The 12,371-nt window shown below is 67.2% G+C and carries 9 protein-coding genes; 8 read left to right on the top strand and 1 reads right to left on the bottom strand.

Translation table 11 applies throughout. From position 1 onward, the window contains the following. Positions 1-10: 10 nt before the first annotated feature. From hisD to ACFWAY_RS00390, 7 genes are all read left to right on the top strand, one after another. Positions 11-1,336, top strand: a complete 1,326-nt coding sequence (hisD, locus tag ACFWAY_RS00420) for a histidinol dehydrogenase (RefSeq protein ID WP_378509497.1) — start codon at positions 11-13, stop codon at positions 1,334-1,336. Continuing rightward, a complete protein-coding gene (locus tag ACFWAY_RS00415) occupies positions 1,333-2,727 on the top strand; it encodes an aspartate ammonia-lyase (RefSeq protein WP_378509496.1) in 1,395 nt (464 codons plus the stop codon). Before hisD ends, ACFWAY_RS00415 begins: the two co-directional genes overlap by 4 nt. 171 nt (positions 2,728-2,898) lie before the next feature. Further along, positions 2,899-4,485 (top strand): GMC family oxidoreductase, encoded by a 1,587-nt coding sequence (locus tag ACFWAY_RS00410; protein ID WP_378509495.1) that lies wholly within the window; start codon positions 2,899-2,901, stop codon positions 4,483-4,485. A gap of 35 nt (positions 4,486-4,520) precedes the next feature. Then, positions 4,521-6,320, top strand: a complete 1,800-nt coding sequence (locus ACFWAY_RS00405) for a thiamine pyrophosphate-binding protein (RefSeq protein ID WP_378509494.1) — start codon at positions 4,521-4,523, stop codon at positions 6,318-6,320. Positions 6,321-6,332: 12 nt separating this feature from the next. Beyond that, entirely contained in the window at positions 6,333-7,172 is an 840-nt protein-coding gene (locus ACFWAY_RS00400) for a sugar phosphate isomerase/epimerase family protein (protein WP_378456985.1), read from the top strand. Positions 7,173-7,346: 174 nt separating this feature from the next. Further along, positions 7,347-8,729 carry an NAD(P)/FAD-dependent oxidoreductase gene (locus tag ACFWAY_RS00395; RefSeq protein ID WP_378456984.1) on the top strand — a complete coding sequence of 461 codons (1,383 nt, stop codon included), beginning with the start codon at positions 7,347-7,349 and terminating at the stop codon, positions 8,727-8,729. A gap of 72 nt (positions 8,730-8,801) precedes the next feature. After that, positions 8,802-9,866 carry a LacI family DNA-binding transcriptional regulator gene (locus ACFWAY_RS00390; protein ID WP_378456983.1) on the top strand — a complete coding sequence of 355 codons (1,065 nt, stop codon included), beginning with the start codon at positions 8,802-8,804 and terminating at the stop codon, positions 9,864-9,866. A gap of 1 nt (position 9,867) precedes the next feature. Here the strand turns inward: ACFWAY_RS00390 and ACFWAY_RS00385 are convergent, their stop codons facing one another. Beyond that, the gene (locus ACFWAY_RS00385) at positions 9,868-10,761 is read right to left on the bottom strand and encodes a LysR family transcriptional regulator (RefSeq protein WP_378509493.1); all 894 of its coding nucleotides are present in this window, start codon (positions 10,759-10,761) and stop codon (positions 9,868-9,870) included. Positions 10,762-10,873: 112 nt separating this feature from the next. Here ACFWAY_RS00385 and ACFWAY_RS00380 point away from each other — a divergent pair, with 112 nt between their 5' ends. After that, on the top strand, positions 10,874-12,364 hold the full coding sequence (locus ACFWAY_RS00380; RefSeq protein WP_378509492.1) for a CoA-acylating methylmalonate-semialdehyde dehydrogenase: 1,491 nt from the start codon (positions 10,874-10,876) through the stop codon (positions 12,362-12,364). The last annotated feature ends 7 nt before the right edge of the window (positions 12,365-12,371 follow it).

The following is a 12,371-nucleotide window of genomic DNA, read 5'->3' as shown; positions in this document are numbered from 1 at the left end:
GAAGCATCCCATGTCATTCGTTCTCAAGGCCGCCGTCGGTGAACCAGCGCAGCGGGCGAGCAACCCCGCCGTGGTCGACACCGTCGCCGCCGTCATCGCCGATGTCCGCGCGAACGGCGACGAGGCCGTCCGGAAGTACTCCGAGAAGTTCGACGGCTGGTCCCCCGAATCGTTCCGGCTGAGCGAGGACCGGGTCGCGGAGATCGTGAAGTCCGTTCCCGAGACCGTCCTCGACGATCTGCGATTCGCGCAGCGCCAGATTCGCGACTTCGCCCAGGCGCAGCGGGACTCCATCCAGGACCTCGAGGTCGAGACCCTGCCGGGCGTGTTCCTCGGGCACCGCAACGTCCCGATCGACGCGGCTGCCGCCTACGTCCCCGGCGGGCGCTACCCACTGACCGCGTCCGCGCACATGACGGTCCTCACCGCGAAGGTCGCGGGTGTCGAACGCGTGGCCGCGACGACGCCTCCGAATGCCGGGGAGCCGCCACAGATCAGCGTCGCGGCGATGCACCTCGCCGGCGCCGACGAGATCTTCGTCCTCGGCGGAGTGCAGGCCGTAGCCGCACTCGCGCTGGGCACCGAAACCATCGACCCGGTATCCATCCTCACCGGCCCCGGCAACGCCTACGTGGCCGAGGCGAAGCGCCAGCTGTTCGGCGAGGTCGGGATCGATCTCTTCGCCGGACCGACCGAAACGCTCATCGTCGCCGACGACCTGGCCGACCCGTTCACCATCGCCGTCGACCTGCTGAGCCAGGCCGAGCACGGCCCCGATTCGCCGTGCGTGCTGATCACCACGTCGGAGTCCGTGGGCCGAGCGGTGATCGATCATATCGACGCCCTGCTCCCCGGCCTGGTCACCAACGCGATCGCCGGCCCCGCGTGGCGTGATCACGGCCAGATACACGTGGTCGACACCCTCGACGAGGCGTACCGACTTGCCGACGTCTTCGCGTCGGAACACGTCCAGATCCTCACCGAGGACCCCCGTCGGGCCCTGACCTCCATGCGGAACTACGGCGCCCTGTTCCTCGGCGAAGGCACGTGTGTTCCTTACGGCGACAAGCTGATCGGCACCAACCACGTTCTCCCGACGCTCGGTGCGGCCCGCTACACGGGCGGTCTGTGGGTGGGCAAGTTCCTCAAGACGCTCACCTACCAGGAGGTGCGCGACCTCGGCAGCAGCGCGAAGCTCGGCGAGGTGTGCGGTCGCCTGTCGCGTCTGGAGAAGTTCGAGGGGCACGCCCGCTCCGGCGACCTTCGCGCCGCCAAGTTCGGCAACGCCCCGCTCCCGTGGGGCAACGTCCCGACCCGGGTGACGTCCGAACGATGACCCGCATCGAGCACGACCTCCTCGGCGACCGCGAGGTCCCCGACGACGCCTACTACGGCATCCACACGCTGCGGGCGACGGAGAACTTCCCGATCACCGGCATTCCGCTGGCCAGCCATCCCGACCTCGTGTCGGCGCTGGCGTCCGTCAAGCAGGCGGCGGCGCAGACCAACGCCGGCCTCGGCCTGCTGCCGCGGCGCGAAGCGGACGCCATCGTGGCGGCCTGCGAGGAGATCCGGGCCGGCGCCCTGCGCGACCAGTTCGTCGTGGACGTCATCCAGGGTGGTGCCGGCACGTCGACGAACATGAACGCGAACGAGGTGGTGGCCAACCGGGCGCTGGAATTGCTCGGCCACCGGCGCGGCCGCTACGAGTATCTCCATCCGCTCGAGCACGTAAACATGAGCCAGAGCACGAACGACGTCTACCCCACCGCGATCAAGGCCGGCCTGCAAACCGCCCTGACCAGGCTACGGGCAGCCATGCACGACTTGGCGGCGGCGTTCGCGGTGAAGTCGACGGAGTTCTCCGACGTCCTCAAGGTCGGCCGCACCCAGTTGCAGGATGCGGTTCCGATGACCCTGGGGCAGGAGATCGCGACGTTCGCTCTCATGATCGACGAGGATTCTCAGCGACTCGGGGAGGCGGCGACGCTCATCTCCGAGATCAATCTGGGCGGAACAGCGATCGGGACCGGCCTCAATGCGCACCACGAGTACGCGTGGCGGGTGCGCGAGCATCTTGCCGCGATCACCGGGATCGAGGTGACGACGGCGTCCGACCTGATCGAAGCCACCCAGGACGTCGGGGCGTTCGTCCAGCTGTCCGGGGTGCTCAAGCGCACCGCGGTGAAGCTGTCCAAGATCTGCAACGATCTTCGGCTCCTGTCGTCGGGTCCGCGCGCCGGCTTCGGTGAGATCACGTTGCCGCCCGTGCAGGCGGGGTCGTCGATCATGCCGGGCAAGGTGAACCCGGTGATCCCGGAGGTGGTGAACCAGATCGCCTTCCGGGTGGTCGGCAACGACCTGACCGTGACGATGGCGGCCGAGGGTGGGCAGCTTCAGCTCAATGCCTTCGAGCCGGTGATCGCGCACAGCCTGTTCGAGACGATCGAACTGCTCACTCGCGGTTGCACCGTCCTGCGGGAGCGATGCGTGGTCGGCATCGGCGCGAACATCGACCACCTGAAGAACATGGTGGACGCATCGATCGGCGTGGTCACGGCCCTCAACCCGCACATCGGGTACACCGCGGCCACCGCGATCGCTGCCGACGCACTCGCGACCGGGCGCACCGTCGCCGCGCTCGTGCTCGAGCGGGGCCTGCTCAGTCGCGAGCAACTCGACGACGTGCTGCGGCCGGAAAACCTCACTCGACCACTCGTGCCCTGACGGCGCGAGCAACTCATCCTCAGCCGGGATGAGTTGCTCGTGCGGGGTTGACATCCAGCACACTGCCGCTAACCTTTAGTTATACGTATAACCAATTCACCGACTGCCGGTTCGCGTCGACCCGCCCGGCAGAACCGTGACACCACTCCCTACGACCGAGGAGCAGGACCCATGAGAGACGCATCCGTGGGGGAGCCCACAGGCCCGAGCAAACACAGCTACGACGTCGTCATCGTCGGCAGCGGAATGGGCGGCGGGACGCTCGCCTACGCGCTCGCGGACTCGGGAGTCGATGTGCTTCTGATCGAGCGCGGCGACTTCCTGCCGCAGGAAAAGCAGAACTGGGACCCGCAGGAAGTTTTCGAGGGACACCGGTACGCGAATGCCGAGCAGTGGTACGACACCGAGGGCACACCGTTCAGCCCCGGCACGTACTACTACGTCGGCGGTAACACGAAGCTGTACGGTTCGTCGCTGGTGCGGTTCCGGCGTGAAGATTTCCAGTCGACGCAACACGAGGCCGGCGAATCTCCCGAGTGGCCCTTCTCGTACGACGACTTCGCGCCGTATTACGCACGGGCAGAACAGGTGTACCGAGTCCACGGCGATCCCACCGACGACCCGACGCTCCCCCGCGACGAACCCTTCCCCTACCCGGCGATCGGACACGAGCCACCGGTGCAGGAGGCGGCAGACGCACTGCGGCGTCTCGGGTACACGCCGTCGAACATCCCACTGGGCATCGACCTGCGGGACGGTGGCGGATGTATTCGATGTCAGACCTGCGACGGGTTCCCCTGCCGGTTGCTGGCGAAGTCGGACGCGGATGTGCGCTGCGTCCGGCCGGCCATCGCGTCCGGCTCGGTGGAACTGCTGACCAACGCGTACGCCGAGCGCGTACTCACCGACGAGAGCGGGCAACAGGCCACCGGCGTGCAAATCCGGCACCGCGGTACCGAACTCGTCGTCGACGCACGCACCGTGGTGGTGTCCTGTGGCGCCGTCAACTCCGCGGCGCTGCTGCTCCGGTCCGCGAACGCCGCACACCCGGACGGTCTCGCCAACTCCTCCGGCATGGTCGGGCGAAACTACATGGTGCACAACAACTCCATCATGGTCGGCATCAACCCGCTGAAGAAGAATACGTCCGAGTTCCAGAAGACGTTGTACATCAACGATTTCTACACGCACGGCACCGCAGACCACCCCTACCCGCTGGGACACGTGCAACTCATCGGCAAGTTGCAGGGCGAGATGATCAAAGGCCAACGGCCGCTGATCCCCAAGTGGGCACTGAACCAGGCCACGGCCCGCAGCATGGACTGGTGGCTGTTCACCGAGGATCTGCCCGATCCGGACAACCGGGTCACGCTTACCGACGACGGCAACATCCAGATCGCGTGGACCCCCAACAACACTCGCGCCCACGAGGTCCTCGTCCGCGAGGTACGGAAGATCCTCCGGAAGATCGGCTATCCGTTCGTCTTCAGCCAGGGCACCGGCATCGAGGTCAACTCCCACCAGGCCGGCACGGTACGGGCCGGAACCGACCCCGCGACCTCCGTGCTCGATGCCGACTGCCGCACCCACGACGTGAACAACCTGTACGTCGTCGACTCGTCCTTCTTCCCGTCCCTGCCCGTGATGAACCCTGCCCTGTCCATCGCGGCCAACGCCTTCCGCGTCGCCGAGAGCATCGCCGACCGAGTCGGCAAGACCCGTTCCCACGACACCCCGGCCCAGTCCGCGTCCCTGTGACGCTTCGCCCCCACCACACCCAGAAAGCCTCTTCGATGACAACACAGAAACTCACCGGCGGACAGATGGTCGTCGACTTCCTCATCCGCGAGGGAGTCGAGAAGGTCTTCGCGATCCCCGGACACGGCAACACCGCCCTCCTCGACGCGTTCGTCGACCGAGCCGACGAGATCGAACTGGTGCCGGCCATGCACGAACAGGGCGCCGCCCACATGGCCGACGGCTACTACCGGGCCTCCGGCAAGATCGCCGCGATCTGTACCTCCATCGGACCGGGCGCGACCAACACCCTCACCGGACTCGCGACGGCCTTCGCCGACTCGATGCCGATGCTCCTGATCACCGGCGCCGTGCACACCTACATGGAGAACCGCGGGGTGCTCCAGGAGATCGACCGCCCGCACGGCAACAACTTTCCCCGCATGGTGGAGCCGGTGGTCAAGCGCTGGTGGCAGCCCAGCCGCCTGGAACAGCTTCCGGTGGCGCTCGCCCAGGCGTTCAACACCATGCACGAGGGTCGGCGCGGACCCGTGCTCGTCGACATCCCGCAGGACCTGCAGGCGGAGTACGGCGACTACACCCCGGACACCGGTGCCCGCCGTCCTGCCACCCGTGCAACCGGTGACCCGGCCGTGATCGCCGAGGCCGCACGCCTGCTCGCCGGTGCGAAACGTCCCGTCATCGTGGCCGGCGGCGGCGTCATCCACGCCGAGGCCGCCGCGGAACTGATGGCCGTCGCCGAGCACCTCGGCGCACCGGTGACGCACTCGTTCCAGGGCAAGGGCGCGTTCCCCGCCGACCACGACCTCTACGCGTGGCCGTGCGGCGACATGGGTTCGATCCCCGGCAACGGCGTGACGCGCACAGCCGACGTGATCCTCGCGGTCGGCTGCCGGTTCAGCGACCGCATCACGTCGTCGTACCGTCCCGGCGTCACGTTCGACATCCCGAACACCAAGCTCGTGCAGATCGACATCGACGGTTTCGAGATCGGCCGCAACTACCCGGTCGAGGTCGGCGTCGTCGGTGACGCGAAAACGTCCCTCGCCGCGCTGCGCGACGTGCTCGCCGACCTCGGGCCTGCCCTCGACTACCGCGACACCGACTATTTCGCCGAACTGCAGGACCTCAAGGCGCAGTGGGAAGAACACCTGCGGCCGATGCGGACCACCGACTACCTGCCGATGACCAATTCGCGGGCGATGGTCGAGATCCGCAAGGCCCTTCCGCGCGAGGGCATTCTGGTCACCGACTCGTCCAACCCCGCGAACCAGGCGTTCAACGAGTTCCCGATCTACGGCCCGAAGACCAACATCGTGGCCGGTGGCTTCTCCGGCATCGGATTCGGTGTGCCTGCCGCGATCGGCGCGCAGATCGGTGCCCCGGACACCCCGGTCCTGGCGATGGTCGGCGACGGCAGCTTCCTCCAGACCGGCACCGAGATCGCGACCGCCGCCATGCTCGGGGTGCCGCTGGTGATCGTCGTACTCAACAACGGCGGCTGGGAAGCGATCAAGGACCTCCAGATCAGCCTGTTCGGTGAAGAACGCGAAATCATCTCCGGGTGGAAGAACCTCGACGGGACACCGTATTTCGCCGACATCACCCGGTTCGCTCAGTCACTCGGCTGCAGTGCCGAGCGCGTCGAGGACCCGGAGAAGCTGGCCGACGCCATCGAGCGCGCGTTCGCGACGCCGGGCCCGGTGATCATCGAGGCGATGAGCGCCCACGAGCTGCCGTGGACCGAGATGCACCCGACCGGCTGGTGGGACATCACCGTTCCCGCGTACCACGGCGAGGTCCGCGACGACTATGTCGCGCAACGCGGATTCTGATCGGAGACCGGCATGGGAGAGATCAAACTCGGTCTCAATCTGGAGTTCGCCCGATTCGAGAACGGGTCGTTCGACTGGGCCATGGACCAGGCCGCGGAGATCGGCTACAAGTACGTCGAGCCGATGGTCTACTGGGGCCGCGAGTTGCTGAGCACCGCCGGGTACTTCCACACCCGGTCGATGCTCGACGACCCGCTCATCATGCGGGACGCCGCCGAATCGCGCGGGCTGACCATCTCCTCGCTGTCCAGTCATGCACCGCTGGCCAAGCCGGACGTGAGCGTCGACTATCTGAAGCAGTCGATCCGCTACGCGGCCGAGGTCGGGTCCCCGATGATCATGGTCGACGATGGGCCGCTGCCGACGTGGACCACCGAGGCGGAAAACTACACGCTGATGCGGTACACGCTGCAGGAGGCGGCGAAGGTGGCCGAACCGCGCGGCATCAAGATCGCGATCGAGACGCACGGCGAGTACACCGCGACCCCGGAGCGGCTCGAGAAGATCATGACGCTGATCGACAGCCCGGCGCTGACGATCAACCTCGATACCGGCAACAGCTATCTCAGTGAGAACGACCCGCACGAGTGGCTCGACCAGATCGTCGGCGGCGTCACGCACCTGCACGCCAAGGACATCGGTGTCGAGGACGCGAAGAGGCTGCGCGGCAAGGTCCGCGGCATGCTCGGCTGCGCCTGCGGCGACGGCGTCATCGACTGGGAACGGATCGTAAAGACCCTGCACGACGCCGACCACGACGTCGTTCTCTCCGTCGAGTGCGGTGGCCTCGAGGCCGCGAAAAAGAGCTACACCTACCTCACAGATCTGATCACTCGCACCCGGGCCGGCTGACAACGGCGTCGCCGGTCCCGCAGGTGATCTCGCGACACGCCGGGTCCTGAACCGACATTCGAGTCTCCGGTGCGTCGTGTCCACCGTGCCGCCCGACACCCCGTGTGTCGGGCGGCATGCTTCACCCCTACCAGTAGTGCGGATGGCGATAGCGCGATCCGGGAAGAGCTCGTGATGAATACTCCTGCCCGCACCGAGGCACGTCATCGCGTGGTGATCGTCGGTTCCGGATTCGGCGGCCTGTTCGCCGCGAAGGCGTTACGCCGCGCCGACGTCGACGTGCTCGTCGTCGACCGCACCAGCCACCACCTGTTCCAGCCGCTGCTGTACCAGGTGGCGACCGGAATCCTGTCCGAGGGAGAGATCGCACCGTCGACCCGGATGGTGCTGAAGAAGCAGTCGAACGCCTCGGTGATCCTCGGGGACGTCACCGGCATCGACCTGGCCGCGCGCAGGATCACCTCGACCCACCGGGGTGGAACGACCACCACCGAGTACGACAGTCTGATCGTCTCGGCCGGAGCCCGGCAGTCGTATTTCGGTAACGACCACTTCGCCGAACATGCCCCCGGCATGAAGACCATCGACGACGCACTCGAACTCCGTGGCCGGATCCTGGGCGCGTTCGAACGTGCCGAGCTGTCCACGGACCCCGAGGAGCGGGCCCGCCTCCTGACGTTCGTGGTGGTCGGCGCAGGACCCACCGGGGTGGAGATGGCCGGTCAGATAGCGGAACTGGCGCATCGAACCCTCGTCGGCGCGTACCGGAACATCGACACCCGTGACGCCCGGATCGTCCTGCTCGACGCCGCGTCGGCGGTGTTGCCGCCGTTCGGCGACCGGCTCGGGTCCACCGCCGCCGAGCGCCTCGAGAAGATCGGCGTCGAGGTGCGGCTCGGGGCGACCGTCACCGACGTCGACGCGGACGGCGTGACGATCAAGGACGGGCGAGGCGAGACCGTCCGCATCGAATCCGCGTGCAAGGTGTGGTCGGCGGGTGTGGAAGCCAGCCCGCTGGCCCGGCAGCTGGCCGAGCAGTCGGGGGCCGAACTCGACCGCGCCGGGCGGATCGCCGTCCACGAGGATTTGACGGTGCCGGGACACCCCGAAGTGTTCGTGATCGGCGACATGATGGCCCGCGACCGCCTCCCCGGGGTGGCGCAGGTCGCGATCCAGGGTGGCCGCTACGCGGCGCAGCAGATTGTCGCCGATGCCGGCGGGCGCGCATCCTCACCCGCCCGCGTCCCCTTCCGGTACCGGGACAAGGGGTCGATGGCGACGATCTCGAGATTCAGCGCGGTCGTGAAGGTCGGGGGCATCGAACTCGCGGGATTTCTGGCCTGGATCCTGTGGCTGGCCGTCCACGTCGTCTACGTCGTCGGGTTCCGGAGCCGGCTGTCCACGCTCATGTCGTGGACGTGGACCTTCCTCGGGTCGTGGCGGGGACAGATGACGGTCACCGATCAACAGGTGGTGGCGCGCAACGTCATGGGCAAACTCGTTCTCCTCGACCGGTGTGAGGACGACGATGACGCTGTTGTCGCCAGAGCGAGCTGACACCCGGGGGACGCGCACGGTCCGGCCGATAAGCTGGGCTCGGTAACCGTGCGACGGAGAGGATCGGCATTCGTGACCACGATGCACGACGTCGCCCGAGCGGCAGGCGTGTCGCAGGCCGCGGTCTCGTACGCGTACAACCAGCCCCACAAGCTGTCCGCAGCCCGGCGCGCCCACATCTTCCAAGTGGCCGCGGAACTCGGCTACGCCGGTCCCAACCCCGCGGGACGCAATCTCCGCACCGGGCAGGTCGGTGCACTGGGGCTGATGATCACCGACTCGTTGCGCTACGCGTTCGACGATCCGGCCACCTCGCAGCTGCTGAAGGGCATATCGGAGGTCGGTGAACTCGCCGAGGTCGCGCTGACGCTGCTGCCCTGCCCACTCGAGTCGACCCGGGTGGCCGAGGGTTCCGGCGTGCTCGTGCGGGGCGCGGTGGACGGCTTCCTCGCGTACGCGATGCCGGACGGCCACCCCGGAATGCAGACGGCGATGAGCCGCCGGCTGCCGATAGTCGTGATCGACGGTCCCAATCCTGGCGGACTGCCGCGGGTCGGAATCCGGGACCGGCAAGCTGCCAAGGAGATCGCGGAGCACGTCCTGTCGCTCGGACACCGCCGCGTCGGGTTTCTCGTCGACCGGCTCGTCCCCGACGGGAAGGGCGGGCCCGTCGACGCCGCCCGCACCAGGGCCGCACGAGACCACGTGATGAAGGAACGCCTCGCCGGCTACGCGTCCGCCTGCCGCAAGCACAAGGTGCCGTGGTCGTCCGCCGTGGTCGTCGAAGCAGGCGGGTTCGACTACGAACTGTCGCGCACCGCCGTCGAGACGCTGCTCGATGCCGGCCCCGTGACCGCCGTCATCGCAGCCTCCGACCTGCTGGCCCTCGCGGCCATCGACGTCGCACACGAACGTGGCCTCCGGGTGCCGCAGGATCTGTCGGTGGTCGGTTTCGACGACATTCCCGCGGCCCGGGCCGCCGGACTCACGACGGTCCGGCAACCACTCGTCGACAAGGGCCGCGAGGCCGCGCAACTGCTGCTCGACATCATCGGCGGCGGAGCGGGACGGGAAATCACACTCCCCACCGAGCTCGTCGTCCGCGAGAGTGCCGGACCCGTTCCCGCGGATCGGTGAGTTACCCTGTTGCGCCTCGCAGTTCGGGATTGCCGTCGACGATGGAGTAGAGCGCCTCGGTGATCGCCTTGACCCGGGCGAGTCGCGTCAGTTCCCGCGGTACCACCAGCCAGTAGGTGCGGTGCGCGATGAAGTCGTCGCGGAGAACCGGCACGAGATCCTCGTCCAGCGCCCCGATGTAACTCGGCAGCGGCGCGATCCCGACCCCGTGCTTCACGGCCTGGTAGTGGCCCGCGATGTTGTTGGTCTGGATCTGCGCCTGGAAATCCGGAATCAGCGCGTCGAGGATTCGCAGCGGTTCGACGTCGAGGAAGGCATCGACGTACCAGATGAGCGTGTGGTGCCGGAGATCGTCGAGTGACGTGATGGGGCCGTGGTCGTCCAGGTAGTCCCGTGACGCGTACAGACGGAGGTCGTAGTCGGCCAGTTTGCGGACCACGATGGACCGCGGCGACGGACGCTCGAGGGTGACGGCGATGTCGAAGTCGCGCCCGGTCAACAAGTCGTGGGTGGTCGACGTGACGAGTTCGGTGAACAGATCGGGGTGCTCGGACCGCAGTGCGGCCAACCCCGGCACCAGCACGAACGACCCGAAACCGTCAGGAGTGATGATCCGGACGGTGCCCGTCAGCCCACCCAGGGACGACGTTTCATCGAGAGCGGAGAGCACCGCGGATTCCACCGCCTCCGCATGGGGAACCAGTCGCCGGCCCGCCTCGGTGAGCTGCCACCCCGACACGCCACGATCGAAAAGTCTCGTGCCCGTGTCTTTCTCGAGTCGGGTGATTCTCCGCGAGACGGTCGTGTGATCGACACCGAGCCTCTTCGCCGCATCGGCGAGGCGGCCGGTTCTCGACAACTCCAGGAGGTAACGCATGTTGTCTGCCGTAAACATCGCCCACATCCCTCGTGCAAAAGTGCAGTCCGAAGTGCCATTTTACTCGTTGACGCAGGCATTGTTGCCCAGCAGACTCGTGGGCACCCCACCTTTCCCAGGAGTGAACCCCATGGCCGTTATCTCGCATTGGCTCAACAACAAGTCCTACCCCGGAACGCGCGTCGATACCGCGCCCGTGACGAACCCGGCGACCGGTGCCGTGACCGGTCAGGTCGCCCTCGCCAGCGTCGAGGACGCCCGCGCCGTGATCGATGCCGCCGCCGCCGCGTTCCCCGCCTGGCGCGACACCTCCCTCGCCAAGCGTTCCTCCATCGTGTTCAAGTTCCGGGAACTGCTCAACGAGCGCAAGGGCGAACTCGCCGAGATCATCACCTCCGAGCACGGCAAAGTCGTCTCCGACGCGCTCGGTGAGGTGAGCCGCGGGCAGGAAGTCGTCGAATTCGCCTGCGGCATGCCCCACCTGCTCAAGGGCGGCATGACCGAGAACGCCTCCACCAACATCGACGTCTCCTCCATCCGCCAGCCCGTCGGCCCGGTCGGGATCATCTCCCCGTTCAACTTCCCCGCCATGGTCCCGATGTGGTTCTTCCCCATCGCCATCGCCGCCGGCAACACCGTGGTGTTGAAGCCGTCCGAGAAGGACCCGACCGCCGCGATCTGGATGGCCGAACTCTGGGCCGAAGCCGGCCTCCCGGCCGGGGTGTTCAACGTCCTCCAGGGCGACAAGACCGCCGTCGACGAACTCCTCACCAACCCCGCCATCAAGGCCATCAGCTTCGTCGGCTCCACCCCCATCGCCCAGTACGTCTACGCCACCGGCACCGCCCACGGCAAACGCGTCCAAGCCCTCGGCGGGGCGAAGAACCACGCCATCGTCCTCCCGGACGCCGACCTCGACCTCGCCGCCGACGCCATGGTCAACGCCGGCTTCGGCTCCGCCGGCGAACGCTGCATGGCCATCTCCGCCCTCGTCGCGGTCGGGGACATCGCCGACGAATTGGTCGCCAAAATCAAGGACCGCACCGACACCTTGAAGATCGGCGACGGCACCAAGGACTCCGACATGGGCCCGCTGGTGACGAAGGTGCACCGCGACAAGGTCGCCTCCTACATCGACGCCGGAGAAAACGACGGCGCCACCATCGTCGTCGACGGCCGCACCGTGCAGGCCAACGGCGGTGCGGACGGGTTCTGGCTCGGACCGACCCTGATCGACCACGTCACCACCGACATGTCCGTCTACACCGACGAAATCTTCGGACCGGTCCTGTCCGTGATCCGCGTCGACTCCTACGACGAGGCCCTGGAATTGGTGAACTCCAGCCAGTTCGGCAACGGCACCGCCATCTTCACCAACGACGGCGGCGCCGCCCGACGATTCCAGAACGAGGTCGAGGTCGGCATGGTCGGCATCAACGTCCCCATCCCCGTCCCGATGGCCTACTACTCCTTCGGTGGCTGGAAGAACTCCCTCTTCGGCGACAGCCACGCCCACGGCACCGAAGGCGTGCACTTCTTCACCCGCGGAAAGGTCGTCACCACCCGCTGGCTCGACCCCAGCCACGGCGGCCTCAACCTCGGCTTCCCCCAGAACAACTAAGGAACCT

It is taken from the genome of Rhodococcus sp. NPDC059968 (genome assembly GCF_042738615.1).
Taxonomy (GTDB): domain Bacteria; phylum Actinomycetota; class Actinomycetes; order Mycobacteriales; family Mycobacteriaceae; genus Rhodococcus_F.
The sequence above is the reverse complement of the archived record's forward strand: the minus strand, read 5'-3'. Positions and strand labels throughout refer to the sequence as shown.

Bases quoted from the DNA above. Each gene is read 5' to 3' on its own strand.
- hisD (WP_378509497.1), top strand. From the start codon at position 11: ATGTCATTCGTTCTCAAGGCCGCCGTCGGTGAACCAGCGCAGCGGGCG.
- ACFWAY_RS00415 (WP_378509496.1), top strand. From the start codon at position 1,333: ATGACCCGCATCGAGCACGACCTCCTCGGCGACCGCGAGGTCCCCGAC.
- ACFWAY_RS00410 (WP_378509495.1), top strand. From the start codon at position 2,899: ATGAGAGACGCATCCGTGGGGGAGCCCACAGGCCCGAGCAAACACAGC.
- ACFWAY_RS00405 (WP_378509494.1), top strand. From the start codon at position 4,521: ATGACAACACAGAAACTCACCGGCGGACAGATGGTCGTCGACTTCCTC.
- ACFWAY_RS00400 (WP_378456985.1), top strand. From the start codon at position 6,333: ATGGGAGAGATCAAACTCGGTCTCAATCTGGAGTTCGCCCGATTCGAG.
- ACFWAY_RS00395 (WP_378456984.1), top strand. From the start codon at position 7,347: ATGAATACTCCTGCCCGCACCGAGGCACGTCATCGCGTGGTGATCGTC.
- ACFWAY_RS00385 (WP_378509493.1), bottom strand. From the start codon at position 10,761: ATGTTTACGGCAGACAACATGCGTTACCTCCTGGAGTTGTCGAGAACC.
- ACFWAY_RS00380 (WP_378509492.1), top strand. From the start codon at position 10,874: ATGGCCGTTATCTCGCATTGGCTCAACAACAAGTCCTACCCCGGAACG.